Here is a 19,367-nt window from a genome sequence, read left to right as displayed (position 1 = left end):
GTCTGTCGGCGCGCGAGTGGACGGCGAGGCGGGATGTCGCATAATGCCGCCCGGAAAAAGGGGAGGACAACTCGTCGCACCTTGCGTGTGCGCCGTCCCGCACGTCTCTCCCCCGCAGAATCGAAATCGATGGGAGGTCAGTCCATGTCCGAGAACGTGTTTCCGGTACCCGCAGACGTTGCAGCCGCCTCGTTCGCCGACGACGCCAAGTACAAGGCGATGTACGAGCAGTCGGTGAAGGATCCGAACGGGTTCTGGGGCGAACAGGCCAAGCGCCTCGACTGGTCCAAGCCCTACACGATCGTCAAGAACACCAGCTACGACCCGCACAACGTGTCGATCAAGTGGTTCGAGGACGGCGAGCTCAACGTCTCCTACAACTGCGTCGACCGGCACGCCGCCGCCACGCCGGACAAGGTCGCGATCATCTGGGAAGGCGACAGCCCGGACGACGACAAGAAGATCACCTACGCCCAGCTCAAGGACGAGGTGTCCCGCCTCGCCAACGTGCTGAAGGCGCACGGCGTGAAGAAGGGCGACCGCGTCACCCTCTATCTGCCGATGATCCCGGAAGCCGCCTACGCGATGCTCGCCTGCGCCCGCATCGGCGCGGTCCATTCGATCGTCTTCGGCGGCTTCTCGCCGGACAGCCTCGCCGCCCGCATCGAGGGCTGTGATTCGTCGGTCGTCATCACCGCCGACGAGGGTCTGCGCGGCAGCCGCAAGGTCCCGCTCAAGGCCAACGTCGACGCCGCGATCGCCAACCTCCCCAGCGTCAAGTCGGTGCTGGTGGTCCGCCGCACCGGCGGCGCCGTCGCCATGACCGCCGGCCGCGACCACTATTACGACGAAGAAGTCGCCAAGGTCTCCGCCGACTGCCCGCCCGAGCCGATGAACGCGGAGGATCCGCTGTTCATCCTCTTCACCTCCGGCTCGACCGGCCAGCCCAAGGGCGTGCTTCACTGCACCGGCGGCTATCTGGTCTATGCCTCGATGACGCATCAGTACGTCTTCGACTATCACCCCGGCGAGATCTACTGGTGCACCGCCGACGTCGGTTGGGTCACGGGCCACAGCTACATCGTCTACGGCCCGCTCGCCAACGGCGCGACGTCGCTGATGTTCGAGGGCATCCCGACCTACCCGACCGCCTCCCGCTTCTGGGACGTGGTCGACAAGCATCAGGTCAACATCTTCTACACCGCCCCCACCGCGATCCGTTCGCTGATGGGCGCCGGCGAGGAACTGGTCAAGAAGACCTCGCGCAAGTCGCTCCGCATCCTCGGTTCGGTCGGCGAGCCGATCAATCCGGAAGCCTGGATGTGGTACTACAACGTGGTCGGCGAGGCCCGCTGCCCGATCGTCGACACGTGGTGGCAGACCGAGACCGGCGGCATCCTGATCACGCCGCTCCCGGGCGCGACCGCCCTCAAGCCGGGTTCGGCGACCCGTCCCTTCTTCGGCGTCCAGCCGGCGATCGTCGACGCCGAAGGCAACATCCTCGAGGGCGCGACCGAGGGCAACCTCGTCATCACCGACTCTTGGCCGGGCCAGATGCGCACCGTGTTCGGTGACCACGAGCGCTTCGTGCAGACCTACTTCTCGACCTACAAGGGCATGTACTTCACCGGCGACGGCTGCCGCCGCGACGAAGACGGCTACTACTGGATCACCGGCCGCGTCGACGACGTCATCAACGTCTCCGGTCACCGCATGGGCACGGCGGAAGTCGAGTCGGCGCTGGTCGCCCACCCGAAGGTCGCCGAGGCCGCGGTCGTCGGCTATCCGCACGATCTGAAGGGCCAGGGCATCTATGCCTACGTCACCCTGATGACCGGCGAGGAGCCGACCGAGGCCCTGCGCAAGGAGCTGGTCGCCTGGGTCCGCAAGGAGATCGGCCCGATCGCCTCGCCCGACCTGATCCAGTTCTCGCCCGGCCTGCCCAAGACCCGCTCGGGCAAGATCATGCGCCGCATCCTGCGCAAGATCGCCGAGGACAGCTTCGAGAGCCTGGGCGACACCTCGACGCTCGCCGATCCGACCGTCGTCGACGACCTGATCGAGAACCGTCAGAACCGCACCTGATCGGCCGACGACCTACGGCAGACGAACACGACCTGGGGCTCCGGAGCGATCCGGAGCCCCTCGTCTTTTGCGGCCCGGGGCGCCCACCTCGTCATGGTGAATCGTCCGTTACGAAGATCGTGCGTCTTCGATGAGACTTCACACCATTCATCAACCGTGAATACTTGCGAAAATTCAACGCATTTCTGCGATCTTCCCCAGCATCGTCGTCTCGGCGACGCAACTGGGGAGACCTGCGACATGAAATCATCGAAGGCCGCCGGCCTTTTCTTCGCCGCGACCATCGCGGCGAGTACCTTCGCGGTGTCCGGAGCCACCGCGCGCGAACTGGTCAGCTTCGACGGATCCTGGTCCGCCGGTACCATCGTGGTGAAGACCAGCGAACGCAAACTCTACTACGTGGTCGGTGACGGCCGCGCCATCCGCTATCCCATCGCCGTCGGCATGCCCGGCAAGCAGTGGGAGGGCCGCACCGTCGTCGGCCGCATGGAAGTCGACCCGATCTGGGGTCCCCCGGCCGAGGTCAAGCGCGACAAGCCGAGCCTGCCCGATCTGGTGCCGCCCGGCCCGCACAACCCGCTCGGGCCGCGCGCCATGCTCCTGAGCGGCACCGAATACGCGATCCACGGCACCAATCGGCGTTCGTCGATCGGCACCCGCGCCTCCTACGGCTGCATCCGCATGTACAACGAGGACGTGGTCGAACTCTACGACCGCGTCGGCATCGGCACCCCGGTGGTGGTGATGCGCTGACCGCGACGCTCACGCGCCGGCAGAACGCCACGAACGGGCGGATCTCGCAGCGAGATTCGCCCGTTTCACGTTCGATCGTCCGAGACCGGAGCCCCGCTCCGGTCACACGCCCTTGGTGACCTCGAGGATCTTCTTGGCGACGAACCAGGATGCGGGGATCGCCACCACGAATCCGGCCAGGCTGAAGATCGGCAGAAGCTTCATCGCGTTGGCCTGAAACGCGGGGATGGTCAGCGTCAGCGTCAGTGCCATACCGGCGAGCGTCGCGCCCAAGACGATCCAGACGAGCAAGGCGACCTTGAACATGCGGGCATCCTCCGAAACCAGACGAAGCCGCCGACGGCTTCGGGCAAGGCACCCTGCGTGCCTCCCGTCTCTTGGTTAGAGGAAGCCGGGCCGGCTTGCCTTTGATCGAGATCAATATCGATTCGCATGGGGATTTTCGTGCCGTTTCGCCTCGTCAGACGTCGGTCCGTATTCGCCGGGCGCACGACCGCCCCATCCACGGCCCGGCTCGAAAAACATGGATATCGCATCGACCTTTCATCTCACGACAGCGTCTTCGTCAGCATAGAAAAAACTTCGACGCTGCATAGAACTGTTCCGCGCGCCCCGCCGGGACGCGACCCGACCGCCGAGAGCCGCGAAGACGGCGCCGACGCCGACGATGACCTTGCCGCGATCGATCTCACTCGATCGGCGACGCGGGGGCTCGAACCTGCGGCCGATGGCCACTTTTTCGGGTGCCCGCCCTCGACCCCGCCGCGTCCTCCCCTTAAGTGTCGTCGAACGATCGTCCGAGACGCGAGATCAGGGACCATGATCGATCGAACCGAGCATCGCCAAGGCCCGCATCTCCTCGCGGTGATCGTCGCCGACATCACGACCCTGGCGCTCGACGCCATCGTCGACGCGGCCAACGAGAGCCTGCTCGGTGGTGGCGGCGTCGACGGGGCGATCCACCGCGCCGCCGGTCCCGGCCTCCTCGCCGAGTGCCGGACGCTCGGCGGCTGCCCGACCGGCGAGGCACGCATCACCGGGGGCCACCGCCTTCCCGCCGCTCACGTCATCCACGCCGTCGGCCCGGTCTGGCGCGGCGGCGCGGCCGGCGAACCGGCCCTGCTCGCCGGCGCCTATCGCAACGCCATGCGGCTCGCCCGGACCCACGGCCTCGCCTCGATCGCCTTTCCGTCGATCTCGACCGGCGTCTACGGCTATCCCGGCCGCCCGGCGGCGGCGATCGCGGTCGCCGCGGTTCGCGCCGAACTGTCGCATTTCGCCGCCGCCCACGTGGTATTCTGTTGTTTCTCGGACGCTGCCGCGCGCTGGCATCGCGAAGCGCTGGCCGCCCCGACGGAGGTCGCATGAAAGTCCATCTCCCCGCCGGGGCCAATCGCGTCGTCGCCGTCGCCGTACTCGCCGCCATGGGCGCCTGGATCGCCCTCGGCCATTTCGGCACGCCCGGCTCCCGCGTGCCCGCCGCCCGCGCCGCCGAGACCGTGGCACCGCCGCTGCGCCGGGTCGGGGTGATCCGCGCCGAGGCGAAGGCCTACGCCCGCCTTCTCGTCGTCTCCGGCCGCACCGAGGCCAACAAGACCGTGTCGGTGACCGCGCGCGGCCCCGGCATCGTCGAGGACCTGCCGGTCGCCAAGGGCTCGGAGGTCCCCGCCGACACGGTCATCGCCCGCCTCGCCGACGAGGGCCGCCTCGCCGCCCTCAAGCAGGCCGAGGCGCTCTATGCCCAACGCAGCGCCGAATGGGAGGCGGCGAGCCGCCTCTCCGCCACCGGCGCCGGGCCACGCCTCAATCTGGTCTCCTCCAAGGCCGCCGTCGACGCCGCCGCCGCCGCCCTCGAGATGGCCCGCGTCGAGGTCGACAAGAAGCGCCTCGCCACGCCGATCGCCGGCATCGTCGATCAGATCCCGGTCGAGCGCGGTCAGGCGGTCGCCGAGGGCCGCCTGATCGCCACCGTCCTCGCCCTCGACCCGATCGTCGTCGCCGGCGAGGTCAGCGAGCGCGCGATCGGCCGCGTCGAGTTGGGCCGCCCGGCCGAAATCCGCCTCGTCTCCGGCAAGACCGTCTCGGCCAAGGTCAGTTACGTCTCGCGCGCCGCCGCCGAAAAGACCCGCACCTATCGGGTCGAGGTCGAGGCCGCCAATCCCGGCAACGCCATCGCGGCCGGCCTCACCGCCGAGATCGTGCTGCCGTCGGATCCGCTGCCGGCGGTGCGCCTGCCGCGCTCGGTCCTCTCCCTCGCCGACGACGGCGCCATCGGCGTGCGCACCGTCGAGGCGGGCGACGTCGTCGCCTTCCGCAAGGTCGAGATCCTCGACGACACCCCCGACGGCCTCTGGCTCGCCGGCATCGCCGACGGCGCCCGCGTCATCGTCGCCGGTCAGGAGTTCGTCCAGGCGGGTGAGAAGGTCGCGGCGGAGAACGTCGAATGAGCCCGGTCGATCTCGCCATCCGCAATTGGCGGCTGACGCTCGTCTGCCTGATCTTCACGCTGGTGGCCGGCGCCTTCGCCTATGTCTCGATCCCCAAGGAGGCCGAGCCGGACGTCCGCATCCCCATCGTCTACGTCCAGCTCTCCCTGCGCGGCATCTCGCCGGAGGACGGCGAACGGCTGCTGCTGCGCCCGGTCGAGACCGCCCTGAAGTCGGTCACCAACGTCAAGGAGATGCGGAGTCAGGCCTACGAGGGCGGCGGCTACGTGCTGCTCGAGTTCAACGCCGGCTTCGACAGCGCCACCGCGCTCGCCGACGTCCGCGCCAAGGTCGACGACGCCAAGCGCGACCTGCCCACCGCCGCCGACGAACCGGCGGTGCGCGAGGTCAATCTGTCGCTGTTCCCGGTGTTGGTCGTCACCGTCTCCGGCGACGCGCCCGAACGCACCCTGACCCGGCTCGCCCGCGACCTGCGCCAGTCGATCGAGCAGATCCCCGGCGTCCTCTCCGCCGATCTCCAGGGCGCCCGCGACGATCTCGTCGAGATCGACGTCGACCCGATGCTGCTCCAGTCCTACGGCGTCTCGCTCGACCAATTGCTGGCGATCGCCTCGGGCTCCAACCAGCTCGTCGCCGCCGGCACGCTCGAGGGCGCCCAGGGGCGCTACGCCGTCAAGATCCCCTCGCTGATCGAGGGCCTCGCCGACATCGCCGATCTGCCGATCGTCGCCGGTCCCAACGCGGTCGTGCGCGCCCTCGAGGTCGCGAGCGTGCGGCGCACCTTCAAGGACGCCACCTCGATCACCCGCATCGACGGCCGTCCGGCGATCGCCATCGAGGTGGTCAAGCGCACCGGCGCCAACCTGATCGAGACCGTCGACGCGGTGAAATGGGTCGCCGGCCAATATGCCGCCAAACTGCCCGAGGGCGTCCACATCGGCTTCTCCCAGGACAAGTCGACCGACATTCGCCGCCTCCTCGACGACCTCCAGAACTCGGTGCTGATCGCCGTCCTCCTGGTCTTCGTGGTGATCCTGTGGTCGCTCGGCTTCCGCGCCTCGACGATGATCGGCCTGGCCATCCCGACCTCGTTCCTGCTCGGCATCCTGTGGCTGTCGCTGGCCGGACTGACGGTCAACATCGTCGTCCTGTTCTCGCTCATTCTCGCCGTCGGCATGCTGGTCGACGACGCCATCATCGTCGCGGAATTCGCGGAACGGCGGATGGAGGAGGGGATGGCCCCGCCCGCCGCCTATTCGCTCGCCGCCAAGCGCATGGCCGGTCCGGTCTTCGCCGCCACCGCCACCCGCGTCGCCGCCTTCTCGCCGCTCCTGTTCTGGCCCGGCACGGTCGGCGAGTTCATGAAATACATGCCGATCACGCTGATCGCGACGCTCTCCGCCTCGCTGATCTTCTCGCTGATCTTCACCCCCACCCTCGGCTCGTTGTTCGGCCGCCCGCCAAAACACGAGGTGAAGAAGGTCGACGGCCTCTACATGAAGATCGTCGGCCGCGCCGTCGATCATCCCAAGACCGTGCTGGCGCTGGCCGTGGCGCTGCTCCTGATCGTGCCGCAGGTCTACGGCCGCGTCGGCTCGGGCGTGATCTTCTTCCCCGAGGTCGAGCCCGATTACGGCCTCGTCCACGTCCATGCCCGCGGCAATCTCTCCCTCGAGGAGAAGAACCTCGCCGTCGCCGCCGTCGAGAAGCGCCTGCTCGGCATGCCCGAGCTGAAGCAGATCTACACCCGCGTCGGCGAGCAGAAGGGCGGCTCCGGCGACGTCGCCGAGGACGTCATCGGCGTCATCCAGTTCGAAATGGTCGACTGGCGCGAACGCCGCCCCGCCAAGGCCGTGCTCGAGGACATCCGCGCCCGCACCACCGGCATGCCCGGCCTCGAGGTCGAACCGAGGAAGCCGGAGGCCGGCCCCCCCACCGGCAAGCCGATCCAGATCCAGATCTCCGCGAGCGATCCGGAGAAGCTTCCCGCCGCCGCCGCCAAGGTGACGGCCCTCCTCGCCACTCACCCCGAGGCGGTCGACATCGACGACGCCAAGCCGATCCCCGGCATCGATTGGCGCCTCGAGGTCAAGCGCTCGGAGGCGGCCAAATACGGCGTCTCGGTCGGCACCGTCGGCGCCGCCGTCCAGCTCGTCACCAACGGGTTGAAACTGACCGAATATCGCCCCTCCGACACCACCGATTCGGTCGACATCGTGCTGCGCTTCCCGCCCGAACGCCGCACGCTGGCGACCCTCGACGAATTGCGCATCAACTCGCCCGCCGGCTCGGTGCCGATCGGCAACGTGATGGAGCGCAAGCCCGCGCCGCGCGTCGGCCGCCTCTCCCGGGTCGACGGCGAGCGCGTCCTCACCGTCTCCGCCAACCTGCGCGAGGGCGCCCAGGCCGCCGACGTGCAGCAGGCGGTGACGAAGGAACTGGCCGGCCTCGATCTCGGCCCCGGCATTCGCTGGAAGCTGAAGGGCGAGGACGAGGAACGCCGCAAGGCCTCCGCCTTCCTCGGCAAGGCCTTCGGCACGGCGATGTTCCTCATCTTCGCGGTGTTGCTCGCCCAGTTCGGCCGCTTCACCTCGGTCGGGCTGGTGCTGTCGGCGGTGATCTTCTCCACCATCGGCGTCTTCCTCGGCCTGATGGCCGAGGGCCTCGCCTTCTCCGTGGTGATGAGCGGCATCGGCATCATCGCGCTGGCCGGCGTGGTGGTGAACAACAACATCGTGCTGATCGACACCTTCGACCGCCTGATGGACGAGGGCTGGGACAAGCGCGCCGCCGCCCTCGAGACCTGCCGCGAGCGCGCCCGTCCGGTGGTTCTGACCGCCGTGACGGCGATCCTCGGCGTCCTGCCGATCGCCTTCGGCGTCAATCCCGATCTGCTGCTGCACGAGACGACGATCGGCGCGCCCTCGACCCAGTGGTGGATCCACCTGTCGAACGCCATCGTCTTCGGCCTCGCCTTCGCCACCGTGCTGACGCTGGTGGTGACGCCCTCGGCGCTGATGGTCTTCACCCGCCGCCGCAAGCCGATCGAGACGCCCTCGGTCGAGGCGACGCTGCCGTCGTGAGGCCGCGCTCACGATGTTTCGACCGCTTCGAGACATCGTGAGCGAAGGCGAGCCCGAACCGGCGCCGGCCGGCCGGACCTGCCCCCATGAATTCCCGGCGAGCCGGATGTCGTGGGACGGGTCCGAGACCGCGCCGCCGCCGTGCGGGTTCAGGCCCGCGCCGCCGGCCGATCGCGTCCCCCCATCGCCGCCTTCGGCAGATCGATGCGCTCGGGCGCCAACAGCCGCCGCGTCTTCTCCACCGTCGCCTCGCTCACGGTGATGTGGAGCCCGATCGCCATCTCCCCGGCGATCGGCGTCGGCAGACACAGCGGCTCGACCCCGAAGCCGAGCCGCAGCAGCCGCGAGACCCACACCGGATGCCCCTCGGCGGTCAGATGGTCGATGCCGTTGGCGGCGCTCCACTCGACGATCCCCAACACCAGCTCGCGCTCCACCTCGCCCATGGCGAAGGTCGAGCCGCGGTGATCGGGATGGACGCAGTGACGCGTCCATTCGCGCGTGTCGGCCCCGCGCGGCACGTCGCGGAACCGGCAGAGCTCCGGCAACACGTCGGACAGGAGATGCGCCCGCGTGGTCGGCAACATGCGCGCATAGGCGACCACCTGCCGCCCCCGCATCACGCACAGATGAACCGCCTCGTCGTGATCGAACTGATCGATTTCGCGACCGTCGGCGCGTGCCAGATCGGTCCAATTCTTCTCCTCGACGAAGACGCGGTGACGCAGGCGCCAGGCCTGCTCCAATTCGTCGATGCGGTCGGCGGCGGTGACGTTCTGAAAGATCCGGATCATCTCGTTGTCCTCATGGTTGTCGTCTCTGCGACGGCGTGCTCGCACGGGTGATTCCCGGCGAGCGCCACGAGGATGATGAGGCGAGAATGCACTTTTACAATGATCGAGTGCCGTGACGAAAAGTACAACCATCAATTATTTGCGGTTGTTCTCGCGACGACCTGCACGGTGCCCGAAAGCACCCGAGGATCAATGAATGATCAATGGATGATGCCGCGCCGAATGCCTTCCGCCACCGCCTGAGTGCGATTGGCGGCGCCGAGCTTGCGGGTGGCCGAGGCGATGTAGCCGTCGGTGGTCGACTGCGACAGACACAGGATCGCGGCGATCTCCCAGGAGGTCTTGCCGGCCGCGGTCCACTGCAGACACTCCCGCTCGCGCGGGCTCAGCGCCGGACGCACCGCGCGCCGTCCGGCGTTCGAACCGACCATGTCGTGGATCCGGTTCTGGGCATACATCGCCACCAGATGCAGCACGCCCTTGTCCGCCGGCGACAGGTCGATCGACTGCGACGCCAGCGACAACACCGACCGCCGCCCGTCGAGATCGTAGAGCGGCACGCACAGCCCGTCGCACATGCCGATGTCGGCGGCTTCCGCCATGACCCGGCGCGCGTCCGGCGCCAGTTCCCGGCCCTGGATGGCATCCGACCAGGTGAAGGGGTCGGTCGCGCTCTGGAGACGCCGCGCGATCGGATCGATCTGGACATAGTCCTGCGACACGTAGCGCTCGAGCCAGCTCTCGTTCCAACCCGACAACATGATGTAGCCGTCGATCCGCCGCCCCGGATCCGGCACCCCGGTCAAGAGAAAGGAATCGAATCCGAATTGACCGACCACGCGACGCAGCCGGTCCAGCATCGCGTCGACGTCGACTTCATTCGAGATGCTTTCGATGAAGTCCAGGGCGCTCTGCAATCGGTTCATGAAGGCGACGATCTCGGTTCCGATCGATGACCCGTCCGGGCCTGGAAGTCACACAGGGGATCACACGGGCATGAACGAAGTGAAAACATGCCCGATCCTGTTTCCCTTTCGCAACATGACGATAGTATAGGCGCCGCCCGGATGCCGCCGACGCATCTGACATTTCAGAAATTCGGCCCGGATCCGAGACCCGAGGCGATTCCGCCGTCCCGCCGAAGTCCTTTCCGGTCTTGGCAAACCCGACGCGGCGTGTTCCCGGCGACACGCTCCTCCGGAATTCGTGATCGCTGCCGAAGTTTCGCCGGATTTCGGTCAAGTGCGAGCCATCTTGACCGGCGATCTTCTCCCCATCGCAACGGACGGTTCGAACGACGGCGACGAGCCGGCCCCCCGAGCCCCCCAATACCCTCCGGTTCGTCTGGAGCCGTGTTCGGGCCGTCCGAGCGACGAGCGAGCGAGATCCTCCCCCCCCCCCTGGATCCCCCCTCGAGACGTCGATACCCCCCAACGATCGACCCCGTCACCTTCCCCCGAGGTGGCGGGGTCTTCGTTCGTGGGTCCGCGCGAGGCGGTCCGAAACGGGGATCGCCGGCCTCAGCCCGGCTCGGGCGCCAGCCACAGGTCGAGGAAACGTTCCGCCCACAGCCGCATCTGGCGGTCGTGCAGTTCGCGCCCGTCGAAATGCTGGCGCCGCGTCTGCACGCCCGGCCCCTCCATCCGGTGGAGCGCCCGGACCGTCCAGCGATGGAGCATCGCCAGGGTCAGCTCGGGGTGGAACTGGATGCCGAAGGCGCGCCTGCCGACCGCGATCGCCTGATGGGGAAAGCGGTCGCCCTCCGCCAGGAGCCGCGTGCCGGCGGGCAGATCGAACCCCTCGCGGTGCCATTGATAGACGCAGCCCGGCCACGACGGCATCAGCGTGCGCCCCTCCGCCGTCGCCCGGAGCGGAAACCACCCCACTTCGAGGTCGCCGTGCGGGTGCATCTTCACCGTGCCGCCGAGGTGACGCACCATCATCTGCGCACCGAGACAGATGCCGAGAAACGGCTTCTCCTCGGCGAGCGGCACGCCGATCCAATCGATTTCCCGGCGCACCCAGTCGTCGTCGTCGTTGGCGCTCATCGGGCCACCGAAGACGACGGCGCCGGCATGTTCGGCCATGGTCGCCGGCAGCGGATCGCCGAAACGCGGCCGGCGAATGTCGAGCCGATGACCGCGCCGCTTCAGCATGTCGCCGACCCGCCCGGGCGACGACGTCTCCTGGTGCAGCACGATCAGGATCGGCAGGGGTTCGGGCGCGGCTGTCTTCAAGGCGTCGCTCTCGCCGGTTCGACGGCCGCCTCGGCAGCCCGGATCGCCGCCTCCTCACTCTCCGCCTCGACGGTCTTGCGCAGCGCGGTGCGATCGTGCGGCTCGAGCCCGAGCAGATCGGCGATGCGTCCGACGACCGCATCCTCGAACTCGTGCACGACGCCGTCGGCGAAGACGATCTTCCAGAGCGCGGTGACGATCTCGCGCCGTTCCGCGAGCGGCAGCCCGCGCTCGAGCCCGGCGGTGAAGCGCTGCACCGTGGCGCTCTCCAACTCGACCCGCCGCGCCGCCTCGGCGAGATCGCGGGCGTCGTCGTCGCTCAGCCGATAGCGTTGCGCCAGTTCCGCGACCATGCGCTCGCGCTCGGTCGGCCGCACCACGCCGTCGGCGGCGATCACGTGGCACATCAGCGCCGCCACCGCGACGCGCGGGTCGTCCTCGGCGAAGACCGGCAGGGTCTCGCGCGCGATCAGGTCGGCGAACAGGCGTCTGAGAGCATTCAGCATCGCATCCACGGGGTCGTCCACCTCTCCACGAGAGGCTCCGCGACGACTATCGCAGATGTGATGCGCGCTTGCCAACCACCGCGACCCGCGCCGCCGCGCCCGCGCGCTCCGCCGTCTCGAGCAGCCGCGTCGCCGCCGCCGCCGGCATCGGCCGGCCGTAGAGATGGCCCTGCCCGCATCGACAGCCGAGATCGACCAGGGCGCGGTGCTGCCCCTCGGTCTCCACCCCTTCGGCGACGACCTCCTTGCCGAGCCCGCGTCCGAGCCGGGTCAGCGCGCCGACGATCGCCCGGCTCGCCGTGTCGAACACCACGTCGGAGACGAAGGAGCGATCGATCTTGACCCGGTCGACCGGCAGCGTCTTCAGATGCACCAGCGAGGCGTGGCCGGTGCCGAAATCGTCGAGCGCCAGCGCGATGCCGCCGGCCCGCAGCCGGTCGAGCCCCGCCGCCAGCGATCCGTCGGCGACCTCGAGGAGCGCCGTCTCGGTCACCTCGAGTTCCAGCATCGACGCCTCGAGGCCGCGCGCCTCGAGCCGTTCGAACAGCCGGACGTCGAAGCCCTGACGCGAGAAGTCGGCGTCGCAGACGTTGACGGCGACGCGCCCGAAGACGTGCCCGGCCGCCCGCCACGCCGCCATGTCGGCGGTCACGAGGTCGATCATCCGCTCGTCGAGCGTCCGCCCGAGATCGGTGTGGCCGAAGACCTCCGGCGAAAACGACCGCACGCCGTCGTCGCTCTCCACCCGGCACAGCGCCTCGAAACCGATGACCGCGCCGTCGTCGAAGGCGACGATCGGTTGATAGAACGGCACGATCCGCCCCTCCGCCAGCGCCTCGCGGGCGCCGGAGAGGATCTCGAAACGCCGGCGATTGGCCACCTGCATCGCCGGCGCGAAGATCACTGCGCGATTGCGGCCGGCTCGCTTCGCCGCGAACAGGGCGAGATCGGCCGCCCCGAGCAGATCGTCGGCGCCGCATCCGTGCTGCGGCACCGACGCGATGCCGATGCTCCCGCCGACACGGATCGCATGGTCGCGATGGACGACGTCGCGCCCGATCGCCTCGATCAGCCGTTCGCCCAACGCCCGCGCCTCGGCGAGGCCGATCGGGCCGGCCAGAACCGCCGCGAATTCGTCGCCACCGAGCCGCGCCACCACGTCGCCGGCGCGCAGCCCCGCGCGCAGACGCTCCGCCGTCGCCCGCAGCACCGCGTCGCCGGTCTCGTGGCCGAGCGTGTCGTTGACCTGTTTGAAATTGTCGAGGTCGATCAGGAGCAGCGCCACCTCGTCGGCCCCGTCGAGCCGATCGGCCAGGAGCTCCCCGAGATACTTGCGGTTGGGCAGCCCGGTCAGCGGATCGTGATGGGCGGCGTGCCAGATCCGCGCCTCGCTCTTGCTGCGTTCGGTGACGTCGCGCAGGATCGACCACAGGAAGACCGTGCCATCCTCTTCGACCGCCCGCGTCCCCTCCAGCGACAGCACCACCTCGCCGCCGTCGGGAGCGACCAGCCGGCGCTCGACCGGACCGTGGTCGCCGGCCTCGGCCGCCTTCGCCAGATCCGCCGCCACCGCGTCGCGATCGCGCGGATCGAACAGATCCGGCAGCAGCCGGCGATCGTCCGGGCTGGAGCCGGTGATCACCGCGAAGGCCGGGTTGGCGTCGACGATCCGGCCGTCGGTGGTCGTGCGGACGATGCCGATCGGCGCCATCGCGAAGAGCGTGCGGAACTTCGCCTCCGACCGGGCCAACTGCTGTTGCACGTCGCGCAGATCGCTGAGATCGGTGCGGATGCCCACCGTCATGCCGCTCGGGGTGCGATGCTCGTCGACCCGCACCCATCGGCCGTCCGGCGTCGTCTCGAACATCACCCCGTGGCTGTCGCCATGGGTCCGCTGCCGGCACCCCCGCCAATCGTCGCAGGCCGGGGCGCAGTCGATCCCGCAGCGACGACGCGAGCCGCCGTCGAGCGCCCGCCGCGACGCCGACGCCTTGGCCTCCAACAGATCCGCGAACCGGATTCCCGGCCGGATCACGTCGGCGACGTCGGCATTGAGGGCCCGAAAGGCGCCGTTGTTCAGCACCAGCCGGTCGCGGGCGTCATAGAGGACGAAGCCGTCGGGAATCGCCTCGATCGCCTCGAGCAGGGCGGCGAGCCTCGTGGCATCGTCGTGGTCGCCGGATCCTCCGCGCTCGTCCACCGCCATCCCGACCTTCCATCGACGTTTCGGAAGACGGCGCGTGCACCGATCGCCGACCCTCGGACCTCACACCGGACTCGCAAGTCGAATCGGTCACCCGATCGAATGAGACGAAGAAAAAGATGTTTCTCGAAATGTCACAAGTGTCAGTTTTCTCGAGCCGTCTGCTCGGCCGACCCTTGCCGGACGCGATGGACCCGGTATCGTCGACGGTGATCTTCCTCGATTTCCGCGAGGTGCCGTGCCGGTCTCGATCTCCGCTCTCTTCGCCTCGATCGACGCGCGCCGCGACGATCTCGTCGCGCTCACCCGCGACCTCGTCCGCATTCCGACCGTCAATCCGCCGGGACGCGACTACGACGCCTGCGTGCGCCTCCTCGCCGAGCGCCTCGCCCGCTCCGGCTTTTCCACCCGGATCCTGCGCGCCGAGGGCGCCCCCGGCGACTGCGACGCCACCCCCCGGCTCAATCTGATCGCCCGCCGCGAGGGCGCCCGCCCCGGCCCGACCGTCCATTTCAACGGCCATATCGATGTGGTCGAGCCCGGCGAGGGCTGGACCGTCGATCCCTTCGAGGGGCTCGTCCGCGACGGCCGCGTCTGGGGACGCGGCACCGCCGACATGAAGGGCGGCCTCGCCGCGGCGATCGTCGCCGTCGAGGCGCTGACCGATCTCGGCCTTCCGCTGCCCGGCGCGCTCGAGATCTCGGCCACCGCCGACGAGGAGACCGGCGGCTTCGGCGGCCTCGCCCATCTGGTCGAACAGGGGTATTTCGCCCCCGGCCGGGTCGACCACGTCATCGTGCCCGAGCCGCTCGGCGTCGACCGGGTCTGCCTCGGTCATCGCGGCGTCTGGTGGAGCCGGATCGAGATGACCGGCCGCATCGCCCACGGCTCGATGCCCTTCCTCGGCGTCTCCGCGATCCGCGGCATGGCCGATCTTCTCGGCCTGATCGAGACCGAACTTCTGCCGAAACTCGCCGAGCGCCGCACCCGCATGCCCTGCGTGCCCGAGGGCGCCCGCGCCGCCACCCTCAATCTCAATTCGGTCCACGGCGGTCTCGACGAGAGCGACGGCGACGGCCTTCCCGCCCCGCTCGTCGCCGACAGTTGCCGGCTGGTGATCGATCGCCGTTGGCTGGTCGAGGAGGACGAGGCGGACGTGCGCGGCGAGATCGTCGATCTGCTCGACCGCGTGAAGGCCGCCCGCCCCGGCCTCGACTGGCGCCTCGACGACCTGATGAGCTTCCCGCCCACCATGACCGAGCCCGACGCCCCGGTCGTCGGCGCGCTCGATCATTGGATCCACCGGGTGCTCGATCGCCCCTCGACCCACGTCGCCTCGCCCGGCACCTACGACCAGAAGCACCTCGCGCGTCTCGCCACCCGGCTCGACTGCGTCGCCTACGGCCCCGGCCGGCTCGAACTCGCCCATCAACCCGACGAATGGGTCGGCATCGACGATCTCGTCGCCTCCGCCGAGATCATGGCCGCCGCCACCCTCACCCTGCTCGGCGTCGAGACCGACTGATCACTTCACCACCTCGAAGGCGGTCGTGAGCGTCGCCGCCGAGGACCCGCCGACGAAGACGTCGAACCGGCCCGGCTCGATCACCCGGCGGCCGTCGTCGTCGGAAAAGCCCAGCTCCGCCACCGGCACCGCGATCGTCACCCGCTTCGCCTCGCCCGGCTCGAGATCGACGACCGCGATCCCCTTCAACTGCCGGAGCGGCCGCGACCGGCTCGCCACGACGTCGTGGACGTAGAGCTGGACGATCTCCCGCCCCGCCCGCGCGCCGGTGTCGGTCACCGTGACGCTCACGCGCGCCACCCCGTCGAGCGGCACCGTCGGCGTCTCGACCGAAAGGTCGGAATAGGCGAAGCGCGTGTAGGAGAGACCGTGACCGAACGGCAGGAACGGCGTCGTCTCCTCGTCGAGATAGCGCGCCGCGAGCGTGTCGCCGGGGCTCGGTGGCCGTCCGGTCGGCAAGAGGTCGTAGGTGATCGGGATCTGGCCGACCGCGCGCGGCAGGCTCATCGGCAGCCGTCCGGACGGATCGACCGCCCCGGTCAGCACGTCGACCAGCGCCTCGCCGCCCATCGTCCCGGGCGAGAAGGCATAGAGGATCGCCCGCGCCTTCGGCCAGGCGTCGACCATCACCATCGGCCGCCCCGCGAGCACGATCAGCACCACCGGCTTTCCCGTCGCCGCAAGACGGTCGAGCAGCGCCTGCTGACGGTTGGGCAGGCCGAGACGGGTGCGCGAGGTCGATTCCGCCGTCATGTACCAGGGCTCGCCGAGCACCGCGACGACGAGATCCGACCGCTTCGCCAGCCCCACCGCCGCCTCGAACCCCCCGGTCTTCAGACAGGCGTCGTCGCAGCCCTCCGCGTAGCGCACCCGCACCCCCTTCGGGGCCAACCGATCGCGCAGGGCGTCGGCGAAGAGCGTGACGTCGGCGCGATCGCCCTTGGCGCCCCACGAGCCCATCAGATCGCCCGCGTCCTTCGCCGCCGCCCCGATCACCGCGATCCGCTTCGGCGGTCGGGTCAGGGGCAGGAGGCCGGCGTCGGGACCGCCCTCGTTCTTCAGCAGAATGATCGAGCGTCGCGCCGCCTCGAGCGCCACCGCCCGGATCTCCGGCGTCGCCATGGCTCGCGCCGCCACCACCGGATCGACCTCCGGCGTCCGCGCGCGATCGAAGAGGCCGAACCGGAACTTGACCCGGAGCACGCGCCGCACCGCCTCGTCGATCCGCGCCATCGGCACCCGCCCGGAGGCGACCAGACCGGGCAGTTGCTCGCGATAGAGCCCGCCCGCCATCTCCACGTCGATGCCGGCCATCACCGCCTTCTCGACCGCCTCGGCTCGCGACCCCGCCACCCCGTGCGGCATCAACTCGCGCACGGCGTCCCAATCGGAGACGACGATGCCGTCGAACCCCCATTCCTTGCGCAGGAGATCGGTGAGGAGCCGGTGATCGGCGGTGACCGGCACCCCGTTCAGCACCGAGAAGGCCGCCATCACGATCTGCGCGCCCGCCTCGATCCCGGCGCGGAACGGCGGCAGATGCAGATCCGCGAGCGTCGGCGTCGAGATCTCGGCTTCGGCGTAGTCGCGGCCGGCCCGCACCGCGCCGTAACCGACGAAATGCTTGAGCGTCGCCCGCAGCCCGCCCGAGGCGAGCCCCTCGACCATGGCGCGCGAGAACACCGACGCCAGGAACGGATCCTCGCCCGGCCCCTCGACGACCCGCCCCCAACGCGGATCGCGGGTGACGTCGATCATCGGCGAGAAGGTCAGATGCAACCCCTGGCTCGACGCCTCACGGCCGGTGATCCGCCCGACCGCGCGGATGGTGTCGGCGTCGAAGGTCGCCGCCAGACCGAGCGGCACGGGAGCGAGGGTGCGATAGCCGTGCAGCGCGTCGCGCGCGAAGATCAGCGGGATGCCGAGCCGCGAGCCGCGCGCCAGTCGCTGCAGCCGCGCCATCACCTCCGGCTCCTCGACGGTCGAGACCATGCCGACCCGGCCCTTGCTCACCTCGCCCTCGTCGAACTCCGGCCCCCATCCGTTGGAGAACATCTGCCCGATCTTCTCCTCGAGCGTCATCCGCCCCAGGAGATCGGTGATCCGGCTCTCGATCTCGGCGTCGGAGAGCCCGGAGGCGTTCACCGCGACGGACGTTTCGGCGCGGCACGGCGGGACGGCGGCGACGAGCACGGTGAGGCCGAGGCCGATCACCGCGAGGCGACGGGCGAGGCGGAAGGTCGAAGCGAGGGACATGCGGGATCCGGGGCTCGGGCGAGGCAGGCCGCGACAGTGGCGATCCCCGTCGCCGGCGTCAATTCCGTCCCCGCCACGGGCGCCGTCGCGCTTCGGACTTGTCAGCCGCCGCCGCCTCGTCGATCATGGACTTTCCTGCGTCGACGAAGGATCGGGCATGGACGACGGACGCATGCGAACCGGCGATGCCGAACCGGCGATCGTGGCCTTTCGGCCGCGCGAGGACCACCGCCCGGTGACCTTCGATCGCCGCGAACTCTCCGCCATTCTGAACGTCTACGGGCGCATGGTGGCGGCGGGTGAGTGGCGCGACTACGCCATCGACCATCTCCAGGACCGCGCCGTCTTCTCGATCTTCCGCCGCACCTCCGAGGCCCCCCTCCACCGCATCGAGAAGAACCCGAAACTGGCGACCCGCCAGGGCACCTACGCGGTGCTCGACATCGGCGGACGCATCCTCAAGCGCGGCTCCGACCTCGCGCGCGTCCTCGCCGTGCTGGAGAAGAAACCCCGTCTGGTCGATCTCTGAGTCCGAGCCGTCGCTCAGCTCGTCGGCGCGGTGCAGATCCGCGCCCCGAGGATCCGGCCGGGACGATCCTGCTCGACGTCCTGGATCAGCACGGCGCAACCGATGTTGGGATCGGTCGCCATCTCCTGACGGGGCAGTTCGATGGTCAGCGCCTTGCCCTTCCACATGCCGATCGGCTGCAGCGAGCGCACCAGATGGGCGTAGCTGAGGGTGCGGCCGTGGTTCTCGCCGCGCCCGACCGAGACCGAACGGACCTCGTCGAACCGTGCCAGCCACACCGTCGCATGGACCGGCTCGCCGCCGGCCGGCGCGTCGGGCAGGCGCACCTGGAGCGCCTCGCGATTGGCCTCGAGCTCGATCGGCACGGTGAGATCGTGGCGGACGGTCGCCCCGGCGGCGATCTCGCGGCGAATGCCGGCGCGGTCGGATCCGACCAGTCGGGCGCGGCCGTTGATCACCACCTGTGGCGTGAACACGTCGTGATCGCCGCGCCGCTCGGCATAGGCCTTCTGGCGCCGGGTGAACTCGGGCTTGGCGGCGGTGTCCTTCCAGCCCATGTAGTCCCAGTAGTCGACCGCGTAGGACAGGGCCACGACGTCGGCCTCGCGGCTGAGATCGCTCAGGAAGGCGTCGGCCGGCGGGCAGTTGGCGCAGCCCTGGCTGGTGAACAGTTCGACCACCGCCACCGGCCGCGCCGAGGAGGGCGCCTCGGCGCCGATCGTCGGCGTCGAGGAGAGGGCGGCCACCAACGCCGTCCCGATCACATGTCGATGCTGCTTCACCAATCGTCTCGCTCTCTGCCGATCGGTCCTCACGGCGATGCGCACAATAGTTGCCGGCCCATCACGGGACCAGTCACTTCCGGGTGAAATCCGCCGCGACGGCACGATCGCCGACGGTTGCCCAGGGTCCGGCGATCGCCTAGACAAGGGCGGCTCGGTGGCGGGAC

At 69.4% G+C, this 19,367-nt stretch carries 15 protein-coding genes; 7 read left to right on the top strand and 8 right to left on the bottom strand.

What is annotated here, in order from left to right; genetic code table 11:
* Nucleotides 1–144 precede the first annotated feature (144 nt).
* Together acs and J3S89_RS19560 are read left to right on the top strand one after the other, a co-directional pair.
* Nucleotides 145–2,085, top strand: coding sequence for an acetate--CoA ligase (gene acs, locus J3S89_RS19565; RefSeq protein ID WP_217929950.1), 1,941 nt, complete (start codon nt 145–147; stop codon nt 2,083–2,085).
* Between the two features lie 240 nt (nt 2,086–2,325).
* A complete protein-coding gene (locus J3S89_RS19560) occupies nt 2,326–2,838 on the top strand; it encodes a L,D-transpeptidase (protein WP_217929948.1) in 513 nt (170 codons plus the stop codon).
* Nucleotides 2,839–2,940: 102 nt separating this feature from the next.
* On the opposite strand, the gene J3S89_RS19555 is transcribed toward J3S89_RS19560, so the two are convergent.
* Nucleotides 2,941–3,144 carry a hypothetical protein gene (locus J3S89_RS19555; RefSeq protein WP_217929946.1) on the bottom strand — a complete coding sequence of 68 codons (204 nt, stop codon included), beginning with the start codon at nt 3,142–3,144 and terminating at the stop codon, nt 2,941–2,943.
* Between the two features lie 513 nt (nt 3,145–3,657).
* Between J3S89_RS19555 and J3S89_RS19550 the strand changes: the two genes are divergently transcribed.
* Genes J3S89_RS19550 through J3S89_RS19540 form a run of 3 tightly spaced genes read left to right on the top strand, consistent with a single transcriptional unit; the run spans nt 3,658 to nt 8,368 of the window.
* Complete coding sequence (locus J3S89_RS19550; RefSeq protein WP_217929943.1) at nt 3,658–4,206, top strand: O-acetyl-ADP-ribose deacetylase; 549 nt, start codon at nt 3,658–3,660, stop codon at nt 4,204–4,206.
* Nucleotides 4,203–5,285: an efflux RND transporter periplasmic adaptor subunit gene (locus J3S89_RS19545; protein ID WP_217929941.1), complete on the top strand. Its 1,083-nt coding sequence runs from the start codon at nt 4,203–4,205 to the stop codon at nt 5,283–5,285. The genes J3S89_RS19550 and J3S89_RS19545 overlap by 4 nt, the downstream gene beginning before the upstream one ends.
* Nucleotides 5,282–8,368, top strand: coding sequence for an efflux RND transporter permease subunit (locus tag J3S89_RS19540; protein ID WP_217929931.1), 3,087 nt, complete (start codon nt 5,282–5,284; stop codon nt 8,366–8,368). Before J3S89_RS19545 ends, J3S89_RS19540 begins: the two co-directional genes overlap by 4 nt.
* Before the next feature lie 149 nt (nt 8,369–8,517).
* Here the strand turns inward: J3S89_RS19540 and J3S89_RS19535 are convergent, their stop codons facing one another.
* The 5 genes from J3S89_RS19535 to J3S89_RS19515 form a co-directional block, all read right to left on the bottom strand.
* On the bottom strand, nt 8,518–9,162 hold the full coding sequence (locus J3S89_RS19535; RefSeq protein ID WP_217929923.1) for an acyl-homoserine-lactone synthase: 645 nt from the start codon (nt 9,160–9,162) through the stop codon (nt 8,518–8,520).
* Between the two features lie 200 nt (nt 9,163–9,362).
* Complete coding sequence (locus tag J3S89_RS19530; RefSeq protein WP_217929921.1) at nt 9,363–10,088, bottom strand: LuxR family transcriptional regulator; 726 nt, start codon at nt 10,086–10,088, stop codon at nt 9,363–9,365.
* 594 nt (nt 10,089–10,682) lie between these two features.
* Nucleotides 10,683–11,399, bottom strand: coding sequence for a glutamine amidotransferase (locus tag J3S89_RS19525; RefSeq protein ID WP_217929919.1), 717 nt, complete (start codon nt 11,397–11,399; stop codon nt 10,683–10,685).
* Nucleotides 11,396–11,905 carry a tellurite resistance TerB family protein gene (locus tag J3S89_RS19520; RefSeq protein ID WP_230489150.1) on the bottom strand — a complete coding sequence of 170 codons (510 nt, stop codon included), beginning with the start codon at nt 11,903–11,905 and terminating at the stop codon, nt 11,396–11,398. Before J3S89_RS19520 ends, J3S89_RS19525 begins: the two co-directional genes overlap by 4 nt.
* A gap of 46 nt (nt 11,906–11,951) precedes the next feature.
* A complete protein-coding gene (locus J3S89_RS19515; RefSeq protein WP_217929910.1) occupies nt 11,952–14,105 on the bottom strand; it encodes a putative bifunctional diguanylate cyclase/phosphodiesterase in 2,154 nt (717 codons plus the stop codon).
* 241 nt (nt 14,106–14,346) lie between these two features.
* Here J3S89_RS19515 and J3S89_RS19510 point away from each other — a divergent pair, with 241 nt between their 5' ends.
* Nucleotides 14,347–15,633: an acetylornithine deacetylase/succinyl-diaminopimelate desuccinylase family protein gene (locus tag J3S89_RS19510; RefSeq protein ID WP_230489143.1), complete on the top strand. Its 1,287-nt coding sequence runs from the start codon at nt 14,347–14,349 to the stop codon at nt 15,631–15,633.
* Here the strand turns inward: J3S89_RS19510 and J3S89_RS19505 are convergent, their stop codons facing one another.
* The gene (locus J3S89_RS19505) at nt 15,634–17,889 is read right to left on the bottom strand and encodes a glycoside hydrolase family 3 N-terminal domain-containing protein (protein WP_217929903.1); all 2,256 of its coding nucleotides are present in this window, start codon (nt 17,887–17,889) and stop codon (nt 15,634–15,636) included. It lies immediately after the preceding gene.
* 157 nt (nt 17,890–18,046) lie between these two features.
* Here J3S89_RS19505 and J3S89_RS19500 point away from each other — a divergent pair, with 157 nt between their 5' ends.
* On the top strand, nt 18,047–18,418 hold the full coding sequence (locus J3S89_RS19500; RefSeq protein WP_217929887.1) for a DUF2794 domain-containing protein: 372 nt from the start codon (nt 18,047–18,049) through the stop codon (nt 18,416–18,418).
* Between the two features lie 14 nt (nt 18,419–18,432).
* Here J3S89_RS19500 and J3S89_RS19495 read toward each other — a convergent pair whose 3' ends face one another.
* The gene (locus J3S89_RS19495; protein ID WP_217929885.1) at nt 18,433–19,200 is read right to left on the bottom strand and encodes a DUF1223 domain-containing protein; all 768 of its coding nucleotides are present in this window, start codon (nt 19,198–19,200) and stop codon (nt 18,433–18,435) included.
* Nucleotides 19,201–19,367 lie beyond the last annotated feature (167 nt).

The organism is Pinisolibacter aquiterrae, assembly GCF_019160155.1.
GTDB classification, from domain to species: Bacteria; Pseudomonadota; Alphaproteobacteria; order Rhizobiales; family Ancalomicrobiaceae; genus Pinisolibacter; species Pinisolibacter aquiterrae.
Note: the sequence above shows the minus strand (reverse complement) of the source record. Positions and strands in the feature narration are given on the sequence as shown.